21 protein-coding genes are annotated in these 20,843 nt (G+C 41.5%); 6 read left to right on the top strand and 15 right to left on the bottom strand.

Features of this window, described 5'->3' with window-relative positions:
* Nucleotides 1-49 precede the first annotated feature (49 nt).
* Nucleotides 50-1,000 carry a zinc-binding dehydrogenase gene (locus IGI41_RS04975; RefSeq protein WP_430611819.1) on the top strand — a complete coding sequence of 317 codons (951 nt, stop codon included), beginning with the start codon at nucleotides 50-52 and terminating at the stop codon, nucleotides 998-1,000.
* 63 nt (nucleotides 1,001-1,063) lie between these two features.
* Here IGI41_RS04975 and IGI41_RS04970 read toward each other — a convergent pair whose 3' ends face one another.
* The 4 genes from IGI41_RS04970 to IGI41_RS04955 all read right to left on the bottom strand — a co-directional run bounded on the left by IGI41_RS04970 (nucleotide 1,064) and on the right by IGI41_RS04955 (nucleotide 4,524).
* The gene (locus IGI41_RS04970; RefSeq protein WP_430611817.1) at nucleotides 1,064-2,389 is read right to left on the bottom strand and encodes a peptidoglycan DD-metalloendopeptidase family protein; all 1,326 of its coding nucleotides are present in this window, start codon (nucleotides 2,387-2,389) and stop codon (nucleotides 1,064-1,066) included.
* A gap of 464 nt (nucleotides 2,390-2,853) precedes the next feature.
* Nucleotides 2,854-3,102, bottom strand: a complete 249-nt coding sequence (locus IGI41_RS04965; RefSeq protein ID WP_430611815.1) for a hypothetical protein — start codon at nucleotides 3,100-3,102, stop codon at nucleotides 2,854-2,856.
* A 43-nt stretch (nucleotides 3,103-3,145) separates the two neighbouring features.
* A complete protein-coding gene (locus IGI41_RS04960) occupies nucleotides 3,146-3,397 on the bottom strand; it encodes a hypothetical protein (protein WP_430611813.1) in 252 nt (83 codons plus the stop codon).
* A 230-nt stretch (nucleotides 3,398-3,627) separates the two neighbouring features.
* Complete coding sequence (locus IGI41_RS04955; RefSeq protein ID WP_430611811.1) at nucleotides 3,628-4,524, bottom strand: LysR family transcriptional regulator; 897 nt, start codon at nucleotides 4,522-4,524, stop codon at nucleotides 3,628-3,630.
* A gap of 154 nt (nucleotides 4,525-4,678) precedes the next feature.
* Between IGI41_RS04955 and IGI41_RS04950 the strand changes: the two genes are divergently transcribed.
* Nucleotides 4,679-6,301 carry a malolactic enzyme gene (locus IGI41_RS04950; protein WP_430611809.1) on the top strand — a complete coding sequence of 541 codons (1,623 nt, stop codon included), beginning with the start codon at nucleotides 4,679-4,681 and terminating at the stop codon, nucleotides 6,299-6,301.
* A gap of 13 nt (nucleotides 6,302-6,314) precedes the next feature.
* Entirely contained in the window at nucleotides 6,315-7,595 is a 1,281-nt protein-coding gene (locus IGI41_RS04945; protein WP_430611807.1) for a 2-hydroxycarboxylate transporter family protein, read from the top strand.
* Between the two features lie 112 nt (nucleotides 7,596-7,707).
* Here IGI41_RS04945 and IGI41_RS04940 read toward each other — a convergent pair whose 3' ends face one another.
* A complete protein-coding gene (locus IGI41_RS04940; protein WP_430611806.1) occupies nucleotides 7,708-8,835 on the bottom strand; it encodes an NADH-dependent flavin oxidoreductase in 1,128 nt (375 codons plus the stop codon).
* Nucleotides 8,836-8,997: 162 nt separating this feature from the next.
* On the opposite strand from IGI41_RS04940, the gene IGI41_RS04935 reads away from it, so the two are divergent.
* Complete coding sequence (locus IGI41_RS04935; protein WP_430611804.1) at nucleotides 8,998-9,312, top strand: ArsR/SmtB family transcription factor; 315 nt, start codon at nucleotides 8,998-9,000, stop codon at nucleotides 9,310-9,312.
* A gap of 113 nt (nucleotides 9,313-9,425) precedes the next feature.
* On the opposite strand, the gene IGI41_RS04930 is transcribed toward IGI41_RS04935, so the two are convergent.
* From IGI41_RS04930 to IGI41_RS04920, 3 genes are read right to left on the bottom strand one after another with little or no spacing between them, the layout of a single operon-like run.
* The gene (locus IGI41_RS04930) at nucleotides 9,426-9,821 is read right to left on the bottom strand and encodes a DUF4430 domain-containing protein (RefSeq protein ID WP_430611802.1); all 396 of its coding nucleotides are present in this window, start codon (nucleotides 9,819-9,821) and stop codon (nucleotides 9,426-9,428) included.
* A gap of 15 nt (nucleotides 9,822-9,836) precedes the next feature.
* Nucleotides 9,837-10,397 (bottom strand): cob(I)yrinic acid a,c-diamide adenosyltransferase, encoded by a 561-nt coding sequence (locus IGI41_RS04925; protein ID WP_430611800.1) that lies wholly within the window; start codon nucleotides 10,395-10,397, stop codon nucleotides 9,837-9,839.
* A gap of 16 nt (nucleotides 10,398-10,413) precedes the next feature.
* Nucleotides 10,414-12,882 (bottom strand): vitamin B12-dependent ribonucleotide reductase, encoded by a 2,469-nt coding sequence (locus tag IGI41_RS04920; protein WP_430611798.1) that lies wholly within the window; start codon nucleotides 12,880-12,882, stop codon nucleotides 10,414-10,416.
* A 149-nt stretch (nucleotides 12,883-13,031) separates the two neighbouring features.
* Here IGI41_RS04920 and IGI41_RS04915 point away from each other — a divergent pair, with 149 nt between their 5' ends.
* Nucleotides 13,032-13,556: a cobalamin ECF transporter gene (locus tag IGI41_RS04915; RefSeq protein WP_430611796.1), complete on the top strand. Its 525-nt coding sequence runs from the start codon at nucleotides 13,032-13,034 to the stop codon at nucleotides 13,554-13,556.
* On the opposite strand, the gene IGI41_RS04910 is transcribed toward IGI41_RS04915, so the two are convergent.
* Complete coding sequence (locus tag IGI41_RS04910) at nucleotides 13,487-13,789, bottom strand: type II toxin-antitoxin system PemK/MazF family toxin (RefSeq protein ID WP_430611794.1); 303 nt, start codon at nucleotides 13,787-13,789, stop codon at nucleotides 13,487-13,489. The two genes, IGI41_RS04915 and IGI41_RS04910, sit on opposite strands and share 70 nt — an antisense overlap.
* 156 nt (nucleotides 13,790-13,945) lie before the next feature.
* Here IGI41_RS04910 and IGI41_RS04905 point away from each other — a divergent pair, with 156 nt between their 5' ends.
* The gene (locus IGI41_RS04905) at nucleotides 13,946-14,245 is read left to right on the top strand and encodes a hypothetical protein (protein ID WP_430611792.1); all 300 of its coding nucleotides are present in this window, start codon (nucleotides 13,946-13,948) and stop codon (nucleotides 14,243-14,245) included.
* A gap of 160 nt (nucleotides 14,246-14,405) precedes the next feature.
* Here IGI41_RS04905 and IGI41_RS04900 read toward each other — a convergent pair whose 3' ends face one another.
* The 6 genes from IGI41_RS04900 to cls all read right to left on the bottom strand — a co-directional run bounded on the left by IGI41_RS04900 (nucleotide 14,406) and on the right by cls (nucleotide 20,777).
* A complete protein-coding gene (locus IGI41_RS04900; protein WP_430611790.1) occupies nucleotides 14,406-15,185 on the bottom strand; it encodes an ABC transporter ATP-binding protein in 780 nt (259 codons plus the stop codon).
* Nucleotides 15,178-15,933, bottom strand: a complete 756-nt coding sequence (locus IGI41_RS04895; RefSeq protein ID WP_430611788.1) for an alpha/beta hydrolase — start codon at nucleotides 15,931-15,933, stop codon at nucleotides 15,178-15,180. The genes IGI41_RS04900 and IGI41_RS04895 overlap by 8 nt, the downstream gene beginning before the upstream one ends.
* Nucleotides 15,911-16,942, bottom strand: coding sequence for a FecCD family ABC transporter permease (locus IGI41_RS04890; RefSeq protein ID WP_430611786.1), 1,032 nt, complete (start codon nucleotides 16,940-16,942; stop codon nucleotides 15,911-15,913). The genes IGI41_RS04895 and IGI41_RS04890 overlap by 23 nt, the downstream gene beginning before the upstream one ends.
* The gene (locus IGI41_RS04885; protein ID WP_430611784.1) at nucleotides 16,932-17,954 is read right to left on the bottom strand and encodes a FecCD family ABC transporter permease; all 1,023 of its coding nucleotides are present in this window, start codon (nucleotides 17,952-17,954) and stop codon (nucleotides 16,932-16,934) included. The genes IGI41_RS04890 and IGI41_RS04885 overlap by 11 nt, the downstream gene beginning before the upstream one ends.
* A complete protein-coding gene (locus IGI41_RS04880; RefSeq protein ID WP_430611782.1) occupies nucleotides 17,941-18,909 on the bottom strand; it encodes an iron-siderophore ABC transporter substrate-binding protein in 969 nt (322 codons plus the stop codon). The genes IGI41_RS04885 and IGI41_RS04880 overlap by 14 nt, the downstream gene beginning before the upstream one ends.
* Before the next feature lie 347 nt (nucleotides 18,910-19,256).
* Nucleotides 19,257-20,777, bottom strand: a complete 1,521-nt coding sequence (cls, locus tag IGI41_RS04875) for a cardiolipin synthase (RefSeq protein WP_430611780.1) — start codon at nucleotides 20,775-20,777, stop codon at nucleotides 19,257-19,259.
* Nucleotides 20,778-20,843 lie beyond the last annotated feature (66 nt).

The raw sequence follows: 20,843 nt of genomic DNA, 5'->3' as shown, positions 1-20,843 counted from the left end.
TCTAATGATTTTGATTCACCTAAAAAACGAGAAAAAGAAGTGAGTAGCAGTGGATGCTTTATATTTTAATACCTTTGGCGATTCAAATGTTTTACAATTCGGTACACTACCAGATCCAAATATCAAAGACAATGAATTACTGATTGAAATGGATTATATCGGGGTAAATTTTGCAGATATTTATCGCCGCGAGGGTAGATACACGATTCAAAGCCATACCCCTTATATCAATGGGTATGAAGGGGTTGGTCGTGTCGTAGCGATAGGTAAAGATGTCACCGACTTTAAAATGGATGCGCGCATTCTTTTCGTTGATGTCCCTTTGGCCAATGCTTCTTTGGTCGCAGTACCTGCTGAAAAGGCAATCATCATTCCGGATGAGATAGATAGCAAATTGGCTGCAAGCGTTGGTCTTCAAGGACTGACTGCTGATTTTTTGGTACATGATCTAGGGCAAAGTGTAGCTGGTGAACAAGTATTTGTCCATGGAATCAGCGGAGGCGTTGGTCAAATTTTGTCACAAATGCTTACAACTGATGGCGCTGATGTAACTGGTATCACTTCAACTGCTAAAAAAAGAGACCTTGCAATGCATCAAGGGGCAAAACACGTTTATTTACGCAAAGACAACTGGTTACCGACAAATCAAGGACTTTTTGACACTGTATATGATGGGATTGGTTCTACAGTCACAGATAGTTTGGCACTTTTGAAAAATAAAGGCAAATTGATTTTTTATGGAATGGCTGGAGGCAATCCGCCAATGATTGACCTACTCCCACTGCTCATGCATTCCAAAAGCATCCTGACTGGAGACCTCTGGGACTATTTATCTTCATCAGAAGAACGAAACAAACGCAGCGAACGCTTATTTTCTTATTTTATAAACCACCAGATAAAATTATCGGAACCAACAATTTTTGCTCTTTCTGAAGGCAAAAAAGCCCATGAGTTGTTAGCATCTGGTCAAAGTGTCGGTAAAATTTTATTAAAGCCTTAGCAGGTTCATGCTCGTTTTTATATCTCAAAAAAGCAGAGAAGCGCATCTTCTCTGCTTTTTTTGTTATACGCCCAACTCACTTGCCGGATCAAAGAATCCAGACCATAATCCTGTTGCCATCCCTAAGTGCAGGTGGACACCAGTCGAATTACCAGTCGTGCCCATACCACCAATATACTGACGGGCTGACACACTTTGTCCTACAGAAACTGCAGGAAGACTATTGAAATGCATATAATAACTATAAATGCCATTGGCATGTTTGATGATGACGTAATTTCCAGTCGATGGACCGTACCCTGCTTCAACAACTTCCCCAGCTTGAATCGCGTAAATGGGTGTCCCGCTGGCACCAGTGAAGTCGATACCGTTGTGCTGATTGCCTGATGACCCAGTCGGATCGGTCCGATAACCAAAGCGACTGGATACATGGACGGAATCAACAGGCATTGACCAACCACCAGAAGTTGCCGGTTGTTCAGTTTCCGTTGAGGTAGCTGTTTCAGGCTCTTTTACCTGGTTCATCACTGCCGAAGAAGCCGCAACTGTCGTTTTTGTTTTAGCTGCAACTGCAGCCGTTTGATTTTTTTCTTGTTCAGCATTATTTTTCTCAGCCTCAGCTTGTGCAGCGACTTGTTTTGCTTCTTCGGCTTTCGCGTCTTCCTTAGCTTTCTTCGCTAATGCTTCTTCCTCCGCTTTTTGTTTCAACGCTGCTTCACGCTTTCGTTCAGCTTCGGCTTTTTCTTTTTCTAAATCAGATTTCTTATCTTCCTCTTCATTCAATGAAATTGCTAATGCCGCCAGTTCCACTTCTTGGTTCAAATGGATATCTGCCAATTCCGTTTGTTTCTTTTCAACTGTTTTGGTATTGGTTTCGATTTCTGTCAATTTTTCTGTTAATTCTTTTTCTAAAATTTGACTAGTTTCAATGTCTTTTTGTTGCTGTTCAACGATACTATTGCTCGCATTCATAATTGTCACTGAAGCGATCGCCCGTTGAATAACTTCGCCAAATGACTCTGCTGCCAATAATGATTCCATCACATTATTTGAAGGCTCAGATACCTGTATATCACGGGCCTGGTTAGCCAATGTCTCCGTACGTTTCACGATTTTTTTCTCTAAATCTTGAATTTCTAGTACAATGGTATTCACTTGTTGTTCTGTGGCCGATTTTGCCTCAAAAAGAGTGGCGATCTCTGCTTCTATTTGCTGGATTTCTTTTTCTGTCGCTTCTTTAAATGCTGCGACAGAAGCCGATTTTCCTTTGATGTCATTGATTCGTTCTGTTTGTTGCTGGATTTTCTGATCAACTGTTTCTTCCGCTTGCCCAACCATTGGCAAACCTAACAGGATCAATGAACCCACAATTGCTATAGATTTTTTCATATATGCTCCTTTTTTCCTTTTACTCACTTTCTACAGGATAAAGGAAAATAAATGATTTGTGGGTGTAAATCAAAAAAAATCATCTCATTGCAAACAGATGTTATCTGGTTGTAAACAAATTGTAAGAAAGTTATAAGAATGTAAGTTGCATTATGTAGAATCAAAAAAACTTGCACTTTTATGATATCAAACATACACCCGACGTTCCTGCCAGTGAACGTCGGGTGTATCAAGCCTATCTATCAAATTATGCCCAAAAATGGCAAGAATACTGATTGACTAACGATTCATCAGATAGTGGATCATTCCTCGCAAGAACAAGCCCAATGCAAAACCCAATAAAGCAAACAAGATATTTTTCTTTGTAGACTTCTTCATCGCGAATCTATCCCCTTTATTTAGACACATATCCTCACTCAAATCGACCTTCTTCAGTGGTCAAATTTTCTCAAGAAGCGTTCTTTTTACCGATTGTTTCGATTATTTTCCTTGCCAATTTCTTCTGCTTGATGTTTACGAAAGCCGATATTATCTAATTTGGCAGTATTTATGGTATCATTTTTATTCAAACCGCCATAACCTGAATCAACCATTTTTCCCCAGCCTTTCAACGGCTCTTTCCCTTGGGCCCTTAAAGCAGCATTTTTTCTACGAAGTTGTTCTTTTTTTGATGCTTGACGTGATTTGATATACTTAGACAGCTGATTCCACATGGTAAGCACCCTTTCCAACATCTCAATAATTGTTTTAGACTGATTAGTTTTTTCGGATCCGCTTGGCTTCTTCAATAAAAAACTGTTTGTTGTCGATTTCTTTGCTTAAATAATTTTGCGATTGATTGTCTCGGTTCATATTGTTCAATCCACCAGAGCCAGTATCGATCATTGTGCCCCAACCTTTGTGTGGATCGATCCCTTGTTGCTTTAGGTCCCAATTCTTTTTGCGCATCTGATCAAGTTTGGCTTTTTTTCGTTTGGCAAAATAACTTGTGAACTTATTTTCCAACATCATCAACCTCCACCTTTTAATACTATTATACTATATATTTAAATTCAGCAAAACGTTTTCATTATTGCTCAGGAGATAGTCATTGTTATAACGATTGAATGCTTGTGAAAGAATGGGTGCGCACTATGGGCTGTATCAAAAAACACCATGACTACTCATGATGTTTTTGTCTTTCTCACAAATCCGCAACAAACGTATATCCTCGGCATGTGAGGCATGTGAAAGGATGTCTATATTTTTTCTACCCAAGACAACCCATCTAAGATGCCCATCAATTTCTGGATATCTTGGTTCAACACGGCACTTTTCAAATAGGCATACTGAATATAAAAAATCTCCTTATCCTCAGGGACCAAAGGAATTTTGACCAATCCATCCATCTCTTGGAACACGGGGAAATCTGTCATTAAGGTGATACCTATGTTGGAACTAACCAGCTGACCAATTGTCTGGACATCTGAAAAAGAAAATTGCACTTCAGGTTTCTTAGACAGTTTCTCACTCAAGTTTTGAAAAGCAAGCCCATGGGTATAGCCTTTTTCCAGTAGGATAAATGGATATTGCGCAGCTTGTTCAAACGAAATCTCCTTTTTATCCGCCAACGGATTGTCTTTAGAGACAAAAATAAAAAACTCTTGTTGGAACAATAATTTAACATTTAAATTGGGGTGGATGATTGGATTGACACTACCCAACAAACTAAAATCGATTTTTCCCGATAGTAGTTTCGAAAATAGTTCATTCGATCCTCCAGATACCAGGTGAAAATTGGAAATAAAACGAATGGTTTCTTTATCATCTAAGAGTTTCGAAAATACTTTGGAACGAATGATCGGCGGAAAGCCAATATGTGTGCGGTTGTTTTTCGCATGCTCAATGGCTCTTTCCAATGTCACAAATTCATCCAATATATAGCGCGTATGGGCCTTCAATATTTCCCCTTCGTTGGTCAATGCGATGGAGCGATGAGAGGCTTCTCGCTTGATCAAATCGCAGTCATAATGCTGTTCTAGTCGTTTGATCGCATAAGTGACTGTAGGTTGACTAACATTAAATTTATGTGCCACTTGCGTAAAAGAAAGCATATCGGCTAAGGCACTAAAATATTCTAAATCACGTATATTCATGGCTGATTTCTCCTTTGGCTCATTCTAACATAGAAGCTGTTTTGATATAAATATTTTTTATTATATCACCGAAAGTTGACTATAATTCTGCCGAAGGATTAAAGTAACTAATGGAAATGAGCGCATGACCAAATAAACAATACGGAGGAACAAAATGAAAGCACATGAAATTTTAAATAACCCATTTTTGAATAAAGGAACAGCTTTTACGTTAGAAGAACGTAAAGAATTAGGTTTGATTGGTTTATTGCCACCACATGTTCAAACCATCGAAGAACAAGCAGAACAAGCTTATTTACAATATGTAACCAAAGACTCTGACTTAGAAAAACGTCATTTCTTAATGGAAATCTTTAATACAAATCGTACATTATTCTACTATTTGTTCAACCAACATATTGTTGAATTCAACCCAATCGTGTATGATCCAACAATTGCGGATACTATCGAAAACTACAGCCGTTTGTTCGTTGATCCTCAATACGCAGCTTACTTAGATATCAATCATCCAGAAAATATCAAAGAAACCTTAAAAAATGCTGCTGGTGATCGTGATATTCGCTTGATCGTCGTCACAGATGCTGAAGGTATTTTGGGTATTGGTGACTGGGGTGTCCAAGGTGTCGATATTTCTGTCGGAAAATTGATGATTTATACAGCAGCAGCTGGTATTGATCCCGCTTCTGTTTTACCAATCGTGATCGACGCTGGTACCAACAGAAAAGAATTGTTAGAAGATCATTTATATCTTGGCAACCATCAAGAACGTGTCTATGGTGACGATTACTATCAATTCATCGATCAATTCGTTCAAACAGCAGAAGATATGTTCCCTAAACTTTACTTGCATTGGGAAGACTTCGGCCGTTCAAACGCCGCAACGATTTTAGACAAATACAAACAAACTATTCCAACATTCAATGATGATATCCAAGGTACAGGGATCGTGGTTCTTGGCGGTATCTTCGGTGCATTAGATATCACTGGCGAAAAATTGACCGATCAAGTGTACTTATGTTATGGCGGTGGTTCAGCCGGTGCCGGTATTGCCAGCCGTGTCCATGCAGAAATGGTCAGTGAAGGTCTTTCACCTGAAGAAGCTTATAATCATTTCTTTATGGTTGACAAACAAGGACTTTTGTTCGATGATATGTCAGATTTAACACCTGCACAAAAACCATTTGCCAAGAAACGTGCAGACTTTGCAAATGCTGGTGATATGACACAATTATTGAATGTCATCAAAGTAGCTAAAGCAACGATTTTAGTCGGTACTTCAACCAATCCAGGAGCATTTACCAAAGAAGTTGTAGAAGCAATGTGTGAAAACACTGCTCGTCCAGTGATTTTCCCAATCTCTAACCCAACCAAAAAATTAGAAGCTACTGCTGAACAAGTGATCGAATGGTCTGATGGTAAAGCCTTTGTTGCAACAGGTGTCCCTTCAGGAACGATCCAATACAAAGGTGTCGACTATCAAATCGGCCAAGCAAACAATGCTTTGATTTATCCAGGCTTAGGTTTAGGTATGTTGGCTTCAGAAGCATCTCTATTGACTGATGAAATGATTGGTGCTGCTGCCCACTCACTAAGTGGTTTAGTTGATTTGAACCAACCAGGCGCACCCGTACTTCCTCCATTCGAATATGTGGCAGATGTATCAATCAAAGTAGCTGAAGCAGTTGCAAACAAAGCAAAAGAACAAGGTCTAGCCCAAGCGGAAGAAACAGATATGGCCAAAGCAGTTCAAAATCTTAAATGGTATCCAAAATACTAGGAAGGTCTGAAAAATGAATAAATTAAAAACAATGACGATTTCGGGAATTAGTCTTCCCTTGTATGTATTTTTTATGGTTGTCATATTCGGTGCCATTGCTTTAGACAAGCTACCATTAAATATGGTCGGCATCACCATTTTACTCGTTGCCTTAGGCCACTTGCTGTATTTCATTGGTGAAAAACTACCGATCATGAATTCTTATCTTGGCGGTGGGTCAGTCTTCACCTTGCTTGGTGCCACTCTTTTAGCCTCATCCCATTTAATCCCTGAGAAAGTCATTGACGCTGTCAGTGACTTCATGGGGGGCGGCTTTGGCTTCCTTGATTTCTATATTGCTGCATTGATTTGCGGCTCGATTTTGGGTATGAACCGCAACTTGTTGGTGAAAGCTTCTACTAAATTTATTCCAGTGGCTTTGATCACCATGGTGGTTGGATTCTTCGCAGTCGGTTTAGTCGGTATGCTTCTAGGCAATGGTTTCGCTGATTCAGTTATGTATGTATCCTTACCAATGATGTCTGGCGGTATGGGTGCTGGAATCACACCACTTTCTCAAATTTATGCCGATGGATTGGCAAATGGCAATCAAGCCGCAATTTTCTCTCAATTGGCCCCCGCAGTTACATTCGGGAATATTCTTGCCATTATTGGTGCTTTATTTATCGCAAAAGTCTTTGCCAAAACCAAATATAACGGTCATGGCACATTGATCAATGCGACCAAAGAAGAACTAGAAAAACCAAAAATCACCCTTGATGCACAACAAATCGGGGTTGGGATGCTATTTTCATTCTCACTATTGGTTGTCGGTGCGATTTTAAGCAACTTTTTCCCTAAAATTCATGAGTATGCCTTTATGATTGTGATTGTCTTTATTTTGAAAGCATTGAACATTGTACCGAAAAAATTAGAAGATTCTGTTGTCATGTTCAACAATGTCATTATGACCAATTTGACTCATGCTGTTTTGGCTGGGATTGGTTTGGCATTGATTGATTTATCAACATTGGCCTCTGCCTTTACATGGCAATTTGTCATTTTGTGTCTAACAAGTGTTGTTTCCATGGGCGCTGCCAGCTGGTTCTTCGGTATGTTATTGGGCATGTATCCAGTCGAAACATCGATTGGTGCTGGTATGATCAACAACTCAATGGGCGGAACCGGAAATATCGCCGTTTTGTCCGCTTCTGACAGAATGGAAATGATTGCTTTCGCACAAATGGCCAACCGTCTATGTGGCGCGATCGTACTGATCCTAGGTGGGATCTTGATTCGGTTCTTTTATTCATAATATCAGTCTTTTCTCCGCAAGCTGATACAAAAAAAGGTATTGTTATTCAAAAAGAATAGCAATACCTTTTTTATTCGCTCGTAAGTTGTCTTTAATTCTTGTACGCTGTAAACTACGCTTCTTTGATAGGTAACCATCCTGGACGATCTGTGATGTAAGCCCACATCGCATCGGGAATAGCCAATTCTTCTCTGTCTTCTGGATCAATTTCCGTACGTATTGTGTCGATTTGATCCGACTGTACTTTTTTCACCCAATCAGGTTCAATGATCAATTCTCTGCCGATAGCGACTAAAGGAATTTCCAGTTCTTCTAATGCAGATACTGCCCGTTCCGGTGTAACGATTTGCCCAACACCCACAATTGGCATCTCAGAACCAATAGCTGACTGAATTCTGGCAATCGTCGGTAGGGATTGCTCTTTGTTTCTGAGTGATCCTTGATATACATCCCCTAATGAGACATGGACATAGTCAATATTCGTTTTCTTGATTTCTTCTAGTAAAGCCAAAGTATCCTCGATGGTAATACCAGGTGTTTCAATTTCTTCTGGAGAAATACGGTATCCCACAAGAAATGGTTTGGTGGCGTGTTCTTTCACAGCTTGAGTGACTGATTGAATGACAGCCAATGGAAAAGTCATTCTTTTCTCTAAACTCCCACCCCAACGGTCTGTACGGCGGTTTGAATGGGGAGAGAAAAACTGTTGAATCAAATAGGTATTCGCACCATGTATCTCGACCCCATCAAAGCCTGCCTCGATAGCTCTTCTAGTCGCTTCACCAAAAGCATGTACTAGATCTTCAATTTCTTCAGTACTCAATTCTCTTGGCACAACTGCGCCTGCTCTTTCTGCGGCAATTGCACTTGCACTGACAGGTTGCATTCCTCTTAACCATGAAGTTGGTGCCATCCGTCCAACGTGGAAAATCTGTAGAATGGCCTTTGTTCCACGGGCTTGAATAGCTTTTGCCAATTTAGCCATCCCATCTATGTACTGATCCGATGAGATACTAAATGATCCTGCAAATTTACCATCCTCACTCACGTGTGCGCAAGCAGTGATTAACGCCCCAACCCCTTCTGCACGACGGGCATAATAATTTCGTTCATCCGTAGTGACCATCCCATTTTGGAAGGCTGAATCAGTGGTCATCGGTGCCATCATCACGCGATTCGCAATGGTTACACCTGATTTAAAGGTAAAGGGCTCAAATAGTTTCGTATATGCTTTATTCATCATTTTCTCCTATCTTTATTTTCTTTCATCAATATCGGTATATCTAGATATTACGATATACACAATGATACCCTATCTATTCTAGGATTACAAGAAAAAGAAATGTACCACAAAAACATCCTCCTCATTGACTATCGACGCTGTACCCTTTAAAATAAACCCATGAATAATACAATTGATATTTTTAAAACGTTGTCGAACGAGACACGACTGACTATTTTAAACTGGTTAAAGGACCCGAGTGCGCACTTTCCAGAACAAACCCATTTGCGGCCTGAAGACGACTTTCAGCAAGGAGTTTGTGTGGGGGATATTCAGGCGAAAGCAAATCTTTCCCAATCAACTGTTTCTCATTATTTATCCCTCATGCAAAAATCCGGACTGCTTGAGTCAAAACGGGTGGAGCAGTGGACATACTATAGAAGAAATGAGCAAGGGATTCAAGCCTTCATCGCAGCACTTGCAAAAGATCTATAGCACGAAGGTATGACCGATAACCTAGCGCGCATAAAAGAAAGCATGGCCACCAGTGATTGACTGACGGCCGTGTTTTTTGATTACCAAATTTAAAAGCAGTTTCTCCTCTTCATTTATTCATACACACTTAAAGCAAAATCGACTTGATCACCAGATTCTAGTGTTGTTTCATCGGCGCCTTTTGCGCCCATCTCGCCATTGATCGTAAAGGTCCAGTATTTGTTTTGACTTTCGTCTTGCGCGTGACCTTCGATCGAAGTGATGAACCCATCTTTTTCTTCAATATCGAAGTTGTCAGTCAAAACGTCCATCAGTGTCTCACCTGATTGATAGGAAACCGTTTTTGAATCAATCGTATCGTCCCCATCGGTCAAGACGATTTTAACAGAAGAAGCAACTACTTCACTGGTTGCTTCAGTCGATGCTTGAGATGAGACTTGGTCGGTTTGACAACCAGATAAAACAAATAGACCAATAATAATGGTAGATAATACAGTCAGTTTTTTCAATGATAAAACCCTCTCTTAATGAAATACGTTGCCCGCTCGCTCATAAAAAGGCTCAGCGATGCCATAACTACTATTGATGTAACGTGCGAGAACGAAGAATAGATCAGACAAACGGTTGATGATTTTGTACGCAATCAGATTGATTTCTTCTTCGATAAGTAATGCAGTCACTTCTCGTTCTCCACGGCGAATCACCGTCCGAGCCACCTGCAGATCGCAGGCAATAGGATGACCACCAGGCAGAATAAATTTCTCAATCACAGGTACTTGGCTTTGGTATTGATCGATCAACGACTCGATGTGTGCCAAGTCTTCTTGGCCAACGATCATTTCTTTACTGCCAGTTGGCGTTGCCAAGTCCGTACCAATATCAAATAGGAGGACTTGTAACGCCGTCAATTCGTTAGATAAGGATGGAAAACGTTCCTTATCTAACGCAGCTATCACTTTGCCGACCCATGAATTGACTTCATCAATACTGCCGTAAGCGCACACCCGCAGATCCGATTTATAGATCCTTTGGCCGCCAATGATACTTGTCTTGCCTTTGTCACCACTTTTGGTATAGATTTTCATGCCATTCACCTCCTGTTTAAAGCCCGCATTTCAATTGAACCTTGCAATGCGTGCAGGTGCTGCAACCACCGATTTCTTCAATCGTCCCTTCATGGCAAATTGGGCAAATGTCGCCATCCATCACTTCTTTTGGCACTGTAGCAACCACTGTCTCTGTTGGTATGACTGTTTCGTCACCCGCTTCTTCAGCTTCCAGTGTCAAGACTTGAGAATCCCGACTGCCATCAACATACACGGTTCCACCTTTAGCTCCCCCGCGATACAGATCTTCATAGATTGTCGCTACTTGATGAACTTGATAGCCTTTGGGTGCATTGACCGTTTTTGAGATCGAACTATCGATCCAACGTTGAATCGCACATTGGACACTAACATGGGCCTCTGGCGCCAACTCCATCGCCGAAACAAAGAATGGCGGTAAGTCAGTGGCATCGATTTCTGGATGAGCGGTCAGATACTCACTGACAATATCTGCATGTACTTCGATAAATTTGCCCAATCGTCCGCTTCTGAAATAAGAAAAAGAGAAATACGGTTCTAATCCTGTAGAAACCCCCGCCATTGTTCCGGTCGAGCCAGTTGGTGCCACCGTCAGTAAATGAGAATTACGGATACCATGGACTAGAATCGCCTGGCGCAAAGACTCAGGCATTTTTTTCATATAACCAGAGTTGATAAATCGTTGACGCAGGGCTTGGGTTTCGGCTGCTGTTTTCCCTATCAAGAATGGAAAACTACCTTTTTCTTTTGCCAATTCAACTGAAGTTTCATAAGCCGTCACGGCAATCGTTTCAAACACCTGATCAATCAATTGATTTCCAGATTCTGAGCCATAGACTTTTTCACAGTAAATCAACAAATCGGCTAAGCCCATCACGCCTAACCCCACACGACGTTCTCCTTTAGCTTGTTTTTCATTTTTGTCAAAAAAGTAAGGTGTCGCATCAATCACATCATCTTGAAAGCGGACACTGGTTCTCACAACATCTGCCAATTTTGCAAAATCTACAGTCTTTGTTTGCCGATCGACCATCTGAGCCAAGTTGATTGCTGCCAAGTTGCAGACTGCATAAGGTGTCAATGGTTGTTCGCCACAAGGATTGGTAGCAACAACTTTTTGTCCGTATGCTTGGGCATTGGTCATTTCATTGGCATTATCAATGAAAAAGATCCCTGGCTCTGCTGAATAAGTCGCACAATACGTGATTAGATCCCACAGCTCACGTGCTTTGATTGTTTGATAGACCGTGATCCTCCGACCAGTCGCTGCCCACTCCCGCACATCACCGATTTCAGCCCAATGTTGGTCATAATCTGCCATCTCAGCAGCATCATAAGACTCGATAGCCGGAAATCGCAAATCATAGGTGCCATCTTCTTCCACAGCTTGCATGAACTCTTTCGTCAAACAGACCGAAATATTCGCCCCCGTCAAAAAGTTCGGATCTTTGACCCGATAGGTACCACCAGCTTGGAGCTTTTGCTGACTTTCCGTAACCAACCGTGATGTCATATCTTGCGATTTGTTTTCAACCACAAAGGTCAAAAGTTCTTTTTCATCGGCAGTCAACGGTTGAAAGTCCAACTTTTCGCTGGCTAACTGACGAACGATTGGACTTTTGCTTGTACGACTCAACTGTTGCAAAATCGCCGGGTTTTGTATTTTTGAGATGATAAAAGCAAAAATATCTGGATGCCAGTCATTCAACATGATCATTTGTGCGCCTCGACGACTGCCCCCTTGCTCGACTAAATTGGTCAAATTCGCCAAATCATTCAACCAAGATACAGAACCCGAAGACTTGCCATTCACACCATGAACGATGGCTGATTTTGGTCGCAATGTTGACCCGTTGGTTCCTACACCGCCACCGCGGCTCATGATCTCCATCACTTCTTGGCGATGTGTCGCCAATCCACCACGAGAATCATGGATAAATGGCATGACGTAGCAATTAAAATATGTTACCTCTGATCTAGTACCCGCTCCGTACAACACGCGACCTGCTGGAATCAAGTTTTGTGCCGTTAAATGATGATAGAATGCTTGCTCATATTGTTTTTGCTGATCACCTTCCATCGCAGAAATCCCTCTTGCCACGCGGGCAGCGATTTGTTCAAAGTAAAGTTCAAGTGGTTTTTCCACTTCATTTTGGTGCCTTAACACCCGACCTGAAGCACTCTCAGCTGGATCAGTCAATGCACTTCGATACTCATCTTCCACACGAATCGTCAGTTGCCCCTCATTGATTTCCTCGATCCAACCAATTCCTCGCGCTGGATATTGCGGATCAGGATGCGTTGTCAAAACGACTAAGTCACCAATGGTCAATGCACGATTATCTTTAAACGCATATCGATCCAACATGATCAATCGAGCGATTCCCTCAAATGTTTGTGTCATCTCATTTGTGATTGGTGACACTTCAGCCACAGTCACAATATCTTGATTTAATTTTTGTCTATATCTTTCTGGATAATCCATCTATGATTCCACCTTTACATTCTAAAAAAACACAATATATTGTGCCCACAAACAAGTATGGCACTATATAAAGTGTAATTCAATCTTGAATTTAATTTTTATTCTGGTACAATGAGAACTATTATCAATTAGAACGAAGGATTCAAACTATGAACACACATTTCCCAATCAGAAGAATCACCCACTTGGCGCTCTTTTCTGCTGCTTGTATCGTTGGTCGTCTTGCTTTTACTTGGTTGCCTAATATCCAACCAATGAGCGCGATTTTACTTTTACTGGCTTGTTATGGCAGGTATAGTGACGCATTGATCGTTGCTGTGATTAGTTTGTTGGGCACCAATTTATATCTCGGGATGGGCAGTTGGACGATCAGCCAACTAGTGGCTTTTACCTGTATGGTGACATTTTTTTATTTGCTGACGAGGATGCCTTACATTAGGCGTCATCTGCAATGGCAGGCAGCGGGTGCTTTTCTTTGCGGCATTATTTACGGATTGTGTGTCTCACGAGTAGAAGTATATTTATATCAATTGCCTTCTTATTGGGCATATTATATCCAAGGGGTATTCTTTGACCTGTTGCATGGAAGTGGAAATCTGATGTTCTATTTGTTGTTGACACCAGTATATCGTCGACTCTTTTTACCGAGAATCGGGAAAATGAATGAGGAATAAAAAAACAGCAGCACCGAAGCGTCTGCTGAAAGCTGTTTTGTAATGACTTTACCTCCCGATTTTTGCTTCTCAAATTGGATATCTACAAAATATGGGCGCATCTTATGTGAGGTAATAATCGAACATACAATAATGAAAGATGAACACAACGCGTATTCATCCTGACTGATGATGATAACTGATCGTCTCTTTTTTATCCTGTTCCATCTTGACGGATCAAAATCAATATACATGCATGTTCCCTGCATCAAGCTGCTCATCTTTTAACAACGCATCACTACTGGCCATATGCTTTGAAACACTGGGATCGTCAAAAAGAATAAGATTTCATCAACCACCCATTTTCCTTCATTTTATGTTATCATAAAACAAATAAAGGAGGGTCTATCATGCCATTCATCGCAATACTCATTGATTGCCTTGCGTTGTTTATGTATTATATTCAATTACAAAACACAAATCTTCATTTACTAGGACTGATCGTTCAAGGTGTCATCGTCCTTCTCCTATTGATACTTTCATTCACGTATCAAGGTAAAAGACATGCAAAAACGCCGCCCATTGGTTATCGTTATTTTTCCATACGTTATGCTATCCTGATTTTTTCGGTATTGATCAATGCGCTTGTATTGTTTTTATATGTTCTGAATTACTTAGGAATAAACGATTTGATTTTCACATTGAACTAGTGAATATAATTTAGAATACTTAAATCTCTTCACACAAAAAACTGTCATTCACTTAAGCGAATGACAGTTTTTTTGACTCTTCTTTCAATCCTAACTTAGTCTATCCCTAAAAATACCTAATCAAAAACATCTATCTAACTACAGTCAATCACTCAACACTTCAGTCATAATGGACGCATAACGGTCGTCCATTGACTGGATCTTTTACAATCAAGGCTTCTATATCAAATAGTTCCTTTAGCAGGGCTGGCTGCATGATTTCTGAGACTGAGCCTTGTTGAATCAGTCGACCATCCTTCATCGCCAACATAACATCCGCAAAGCGTGCAGCTAAATTCAAATCATGTAAAACCATGACAACGGTTAAGGATAATTTTTGTTGCAAGGAAGCCAATAATTTCAGCACATCTAATTGATGCCCCATATCGAGATAAGTGGTTGGTTCATCCAAAAGGATCACGGGTGTTTTTTGCGCAAGAGCCATCGCAATCCAGACCCGTTGTTTTTGACCACCAGACAGAGAATCGATTTGTTGCTGGGCCAAATCAGTCAATTCAGTTTGCGCCAAGACCTCCTCAATGATTTGTTCATCTTCGATCGAGACTTTCCGCAACAAACCTTGGTGTGGGTAGCGACCTAGCTCGATCACTTCCCTTACAGTCGTATCAGAAGGTGCTTCAATCCCCTGTGGCAAAAAGGCCATTTTTTGCGCAATCTCTCGGGTTGATAATTCTTGCAGCTCTTTAGAAAACAATACAACTTTGCCCTGGCGTAAGGACAACATACGACCTAAACCTTTCAACAACGTTGATTTCCCGCAGCCATTCGGGCCAATGATGATCGATGTTTTTCCCTCTAAAAAAGCAACATCTAGTTGTTCAATGACATTTTTTTGATGATAGCCAATCGACAAATTCTGGCCAGATAATACATCAGACATACGGCATTGCCCCCTTATCAAAGAACCAACGCAAGATGCGGCTAAGCGCCGTAAAGACGATCGACATATGATTCTCACCTGGGCCGACATAAAAAGCAACTTGTTCTGCAGGAATGATCTGAATCAGCGTTTGATAACAACGCATCGCTGCTGACTCCATCTCCCCTTGGTCATTTTCAACTGCAATAAAGATCCGTTTTGACGTTGCAAGGTCTGTTTGTGTCAAACGGTCGAAAAAGGCGCAGTCATCCCACCATAATGACGGGCTGATGGCCAAGAAGTCGGTGATAAATGGCAGTTGAGGGCTGACCAGATAGGATTCTAGCACACACAATCCGCCCAAAGAATGACCAAACAAACCGACTAGGTCCTCATCGATTTGATATTGCTGCATCATCAGCGCATGGATACGGACAAGTTGCGCTTGAAAGGCTTCAATTCCCCCGCCTAAGGGCATATGGCGCCGCTTATCTTGACGGACGGGATGCACTCTACGAGGTGTATAATCACGAAAACGGCCCTCTCGTTGAAAACTATCATCTGTCTGATACCCAATAGAGACAATTATCGCTGGCCAGACACCCGTTTTGGGTGAATTGCGGGCTTGCAATAAGATGGCGTTGGTCAATAGAGGACCGAATGCATTTCCATCCAGCACATATATCAATGGGCGCTTTTGACCGACTGGAACTTCCTTAGGTACAGTAATCGTCAGGATTTTATCTTCAAAGGTCAGAGATTGTTCCATTTGGTTCTTTCCCCCTATTCTTGAAATACAATATGATCAAATACGGTAAACCAATGGCCCCCATCACCGCGTTCAGTGGAATTTCATTTGGTGCAAATAGATTTTTTGCAACAATATCTGCCAAAATTGCCAGAGTCATCCCATTCAGAAATATCAGGGGAACCAGTGCCGAGGAGCGCCGATCAACATAAAGCAATGTCAGGTGCGGCACCAATAAGCTAATAAAGGCAACACTACCTGCAACAAAGACCGTTCCACTGACTAATACCGCTGCGAGCATTAAATAAAACAAACGCCAACGCCCTGCAGGAAAACCGATATTCAACAGATGCAGATCGCTAAAGCGCAACACAGTCAACCGCTTCGCTGTGACTATCACCAATGTAACAGCCACTAAAACAACCGGTACTATTTTCTGTGTTGTTTCCCAACTGGCGGAAGCGATTGAGCCCTCTAGCCATTGATTGACGCGTTCATAGTCTTCAGGATTGATTTTTAGAGACAAAAAGGTGGTGATTGCTGAGAAACCTAGATTGATTGCGATCCCATTCAATAGGAACAATGTCATATGCACTTGACTTCCACGAAAGGAAAGCAACAGATTCAAAAAAATCGCCAAACAAGCACCTATCAGCCCAAAGACTAGTAAAGAAGCATATTGCATCTGTGTCAATTCAGAAAAATATGCACCAGCCAAAAGGAAATAGCAGACACTCCCGCAGGCTGCCCCTGAGTTGATGCCCAACAAACCCACATCTGCAATTGGGTTTCGGGACAATGTCTGGATAATGTATCCTGCAACGGCCAATGAGCCACCAACCAAGGCAGCCAAGACAAGACGCGGCAAGCGAAAACCAAAAAAAATAAGGTATACTTGATCTGAAACCACACCACCAAAAAGCAAACGAGACATTTCCGGCCATGTAATTTGGAATGAGCCCATATTCAGCGCCCAACCAGCGACTAGTATAAGTGCAAGCACCGAAAAAAAGATTTTTCTACACGTCATAACCCTGCCCCTTTCCAGTCTTGATCAACCACAAAAAGATAGGCACACCAATCAATGCAAACATGATGCCGATCGGCGTCTCAAAGGGATAGTTCAAAAAACGGCCCGTGTAGTCCGCTGTAACAACTAAGACCGCACCCAATAGCGGAACGATCATCACCAATTTCTCATATCGATTGCCAAACATCAACCGTGCAATATGTGGAACGATCAACCCTACAAAAGCAATTCTGCCGACGATCGCGACACTCACACCGGTCAAGACAATCACGATTGCCTGTAAGACGCTTTCAAAGACGCGCCGTTCCATGCCGATAGCGATGGCTAAGTCATGATCATAGCGATAGACAGCAAATTGTCTCCGCAATACAACCGCCAAGATCAATGCGAGCAGCAACGGCAAGATAAAATAGCGTACATGTTGCCATTCTACACGATATAGACGGCTGCTATACCATGACGTCATCGATTGTGAGAGCGTAAAATAACTCGCAATCAACGTTGTTAAACTGCCCAAAATCATAGACAAAATCAACCCTACTAATGGCAAAGCAACCGGTGATCTTTGTGCGCGAACCTGTTTCAATCCTAATTGAATCAATCCGTATGCGCCTAACGAACCCGCGACCGAGGCCACGATGCGCATCATGATCGTACTTTCAGGAAAAAAAGCCAGCATAGACACCACAGCCAAAGCAGAACCATCAGTGATCCCCATCAATGACGGATCTGCCAAAGTATTATGATAGTGCAGCTGCATCAGCAACCCACTCAAAGCCAGTGATGCACCAGCAAAGAGTGCAACGCTAACACGAGAAATACGAGAAAGCAAGATGACTTGTTCCTTTACCGTGTCGTCATAATTGCTTATCACAGCCATTAGCGTTTGCCACGGGGCAGTAATGTCAAAGGTCAGTGAAAAGAAGCAAACGATAGTGAGTGTAGTAAGCAGAAGTACCAACCAGCCTATTTCCTTTTTGCCCCAGCTGCGCCTTGGGTTATAACTGTTCACTTGCACCAGAAAGAAATGCTTCTTTACTCAAGTAAGTACCGCCTTGATATCCTGCATCTACGATATTGTAATACACTTGGTTTGCAGCAACAGCTGGGATGCTCTTCCAAATAGCATTTTCCTTTAATGTATCGAGATAATCAAGGTTACCGGCATTTTCTTCATCACTAAATTGGACAAAAACAACATCCACATCCCATTTTGCAAATTGTTCAACAGAAATGGCTGTCTGTGTGTCGATGGCGTTCAATTCTTCAGGTGTTTGGAAACCCAGATCTCCATAAATCGTTGGATTGTAATAAAGTTTTTCACCATAAACACATAATTCGCCATCGCGAATCCGAATCATGACAGCCTTTTGATTGGACGTGTCTGGATGGGCTTCTTTAAATGCAGCTAAATCAGCGGCATAGTCCTTGATTTTTGCTTCTGCTTCTTCTGTTTTGCCAGATAAGGCACCCATCAAACGCAGATTGGCTTCCCAATTGGTTGATTGATGGGAAACATTGATCGTTGGTGCAATTTTATTTAAATTGGCTGTCACTGAATCATCAAATTTCGTTGAACCCAAGATGACATCCGGTGCTAACGCTGTCACCGCTTCAACATCTGGTCCAAATTTATTTCCGACATTCTGTACATTGTCGCCCAAATCCGCTTTTAAGTAACTAGGAAAATCTTCAGAAACTGTAATTGCCCCGATTGGCTCAACACCTAAAGCAACGGCGTCTTCCATCGCCTCTAAACTTGCAGTAACGATTTTTTTGGTTGGATACACCACTTGATAATCACTATCTAGATAAGAGATGGTTTGTTCTTCACCAACTACTGCTGCACTGCTGCTGACTGAGGTAGAAGATGCTGTCGCTGCCTCATTGGCACTACTTGCTGTGCCGCATCCTGAAACCATCAATGCGATACCTAGGACCCCACTTGCCAAACGAATTTTTTTCATTAAGAACACTCCTTTATAATTGAGAATCATTTTCATTTAGAAAACATTTTATCATATTGCACCTTTTTTACAATCGTTTTCTTGCTCTTTTTTTATTTTTTGTGTTGTTTCTCAGGGTGTGTTTTAGGCCTTGGACAGAAGCTAGATCGTGTATAAGAAAAAAACAGAGGATATCAATATGCGTGATTTTCCTTTTCGTAACGTAAAGACAGTTGACTGATGTAGGGTATCTGATCAACCTTGGTCTATCGGCCTATGACAAAGAGAAAAATCGAAAAACCCACTCGGTTTCGAGTGGGTTAAAAACAAGATACGTTGAAATCATTTCGCGATCTTCTATTTTGGATTTATAGTAAAGGGATAAACAGGGCACTTAGTCGTTCTTTGATGATGGTTAGAACTGTTCGTTCTTGGCGGAGCTGGTCGATCGAAATCGACTTGGCTAAATCAACTGAGAATTGCTGAATGAGCGCGTCTATGGTTTTGGACGGACCATATATAAAGGCAGATAATTCATGATTTAAGTAAAAGCTTCGCATATCGAAGTTTGTCGAGCCTATAGTTGCGATTTCATCGTCAACGATCATTACTTTACAATGAATAAAGGACCTTGGATCATAAAAATAAACCTCGATGCCCGCATCCATTAAGCGATCAATAAATGAATTGGATCCGTGAAACGAAACACCACGATCGCCTTTTCCTGGAATAATCACTTGCACCTGAATCCCACAACGGGCAGCTCTTCTTAGCGCCGAAAATGATTCTTCATCGGGTACGAAGTAGGGCATCGCTAATTTGATCGATTTCGCGGCCTTGCCAATACTATCGATAAATGCATCACGAATCACCCGTTCTGAATCATAGGGACCGCCATAAATGATTTGGACTGTTTCCCCTTGCATGCATCTTTGAGATGTTGGGAAGTACAAAGTCACATCTGATAAAAAGTCTCCGATTGTTGATTGATCCGGATCCAAGAACAACCAATCATAAATGAATACTTCTTGAACCTCCAAGACTGCCAATCCAGACATACGCATATTCGTATCTCGCCAGTACCGAAACTTATCTGTCTGGCTAAGATATTCATTGCCAATATTCATGCCACCGATATGTGCGATCTTACCATCGACAACCACCATTTTGCGATGATTGCGCCAGTTGATTCTCGTACTTAATAAAGGAGAATTCACCAGATCATAGGGTCTGACCTCTCCACCGGATTCTTCCAAAGGACGAAGCATGTCGTAGGGGAGCTTGATAGAACCTAAACTGTCATACATCAACTTGACTTTCACACCAGTAGCGGCTTTTTTTGCCAATAGTTGCAGCAACTTAGCTCCGGTTCGATCACCTTTGATGATAAAATAAAAGACATGGATATGGTGTTGCGCTGCTTCGATATCTGCCAGAATCTGATCAAAGGCTTGCTTGCCATCATGAAATACGTCTAATTGATTGCCCATTAAGGCATGTTTGCCAGACAAACAAAACAACTCATGAGATAACGGATGACGCTCATTAAAATAGGCATGCTCTTTTTCCACGATTTCCGCAACTTTTTGCTGCAGCAAGGATTCACTATTTCTTTGCAGCTGTGGTATTTTCCTTGATCTGGGATTTTTCCCAATCAGTAAGAAACAAAGAAGACCCGCATACGGAATCAAAAGAATCGTTAATATCCAAGCGAATTTTGCTGAAACTGGTCGTTGATCAAAGAAAATGAGATGCATTGAAGCCAATAGGGCAAAGCATTCCACAACAATCGTGACATAAATAAATTGCGGAACAAATACAAAGAGCAAGATAACGACCGTCATCATGAATAATGTTAAAATAGCAAATTGCTGCAATTTATTTTTCAATCAAGTCACCTCCAGTACGCATTTTTTTGAGGATATACCATACGATCTGCTCCTTTTCTCACCATT

It is taken from the genome of Enterococcus sp. DIV0876, assembly GCF_050529585.1.
GTDB lineage: Bacteria > Bacillota > Bacilli > Lactobacillales > Enterococcaceae > Enterococcus_D.
Note: the sequence above shows the minus strand (reverse complement) of the source record. Positions and strands in the feature narration are given on the sequence as shown.

Excerpts from the sequence above, each read along its gene's own strand:
- IGI41_RS04970 (WP_430611817.1), bottom strand. The coding sequence starts at position 2,389 with ATGAAAAAATCTATAGCAATTGTGGGTTCATTGATCCTGTTAGGTTTG.
- IGI41_RS04965 (WP_430611815.1), bottom strand. The coding sequence starts at position 3,102 with ATGTGGAATCAGCTGTCTAAGTATATCAAATCACGTCAAGCATCAAAA.
- IGI41_RS04960 (WP_430611813.1), bottom strand. The coding sequence starts at position 3,397 with ATGTTGGAAAATAAGTTCACAAGTTATTTTGCCAAACGAAAAAAAGCC.
- IGI41_RS04955 (WP_430611811.1), bottom strand. The coding sequence starts at position 4,524 with ATGAATATACGTGATTTAGAATATTTTAGTGCCTTAGCCGATATGCTT.
- IGI41_RS04950 (WP_430611809.1), top strand. The coding sequence starts at position 4,679 with ATGAAAGCACATGAAATTTTAAATAACCCATTTTTGAATAAAGGAACA.
- IGI41_RS04945 (WP_430611807.1), top strand. The coding sequence starts at position 6,315 with ATGAATAAATTAAAAACAATGACGATTTCGGGAATTAGTCTTCCCTTG.
- IGI41_RS04940 (WP_430611806.1), bottom strand. The coding sequence starts at position 8,835 with ATGAATAAAGCATATACGAAACTATTTGAGCCCTTTACCTTTAAATCA.
- IGI41_RS04935 (WP_430611804.1), top strand. The coding sequence starts at position 8,998 with ATGAATAATACAATTGATATTTTTAAAACGTTGTCGAACGAGACACGA.
- IGI41_RS04925 (WP_430611800.1), bottom strand. The coding sequence starts at position 10,397 with ATGAAAATCTATACCAAAAGTGGTGACAAAGGCAAGACAAGTATCATT.
- IGI41_RS04920 (WP_430611798.1), bottom strand. The coding sequence starts at position 12,882 with ATGGATTATCCAGAAAGATATAGACAAAAATTAAATCAAGATATTGTG.
- IGI41_RS04915 (WP_430611796.1), top strand. The coding sequence starts at position 13,032 with ATGAACACACATTTCCCAATCAGAAGAATCACCCACTTGGCGCTCTTT.
- IGI41_RS04910 (WP_430611794.1), bottom strand. The coding sequence starts at position 13,789 with ATGTATATTGATTTTGATCCGTCAAGATGGAACAGGATAAAAAAGAGA.
- IGI41_RS04905 (WP_430611792.1), top strand. The coding sequence starts at position 13,946 with ATGCCATTCATCGCAATACTCATTGATTGCCTTGCGTTGTTTATGTAT.
- IGI41_RS04900 (WP_430611790.1), bottom strand. The coding sequence starts at position 15,185 with ATGTCTGATGTATTATCTGGCCAGAATTTGTCGATTGGCTATCATCAA.
- IGI41_RS04895 (WP_430611788.1), bottom strand. The coding sequence starts at position 15,933 with ATGGAACAATCTCTGACCTTTGAAGATAAAATCCTGACGATTACTGTA.
- IGI41_RS04890 (WP_430611786.1), bottom strand. The coding sequence starts at position 16,942 with ATGACGTGTAGAAAAATCTTTTTTTCGGTGCTTGCACTTATACTAGTC.
- IGI41_RS04880 (WP_430611782.1), bottom strand. The coding sequence starts at position 18,909 with ATGAAAAAAATTCGTTTGGCAAGTGGGGTCCTAGGTATCGCATTGATG.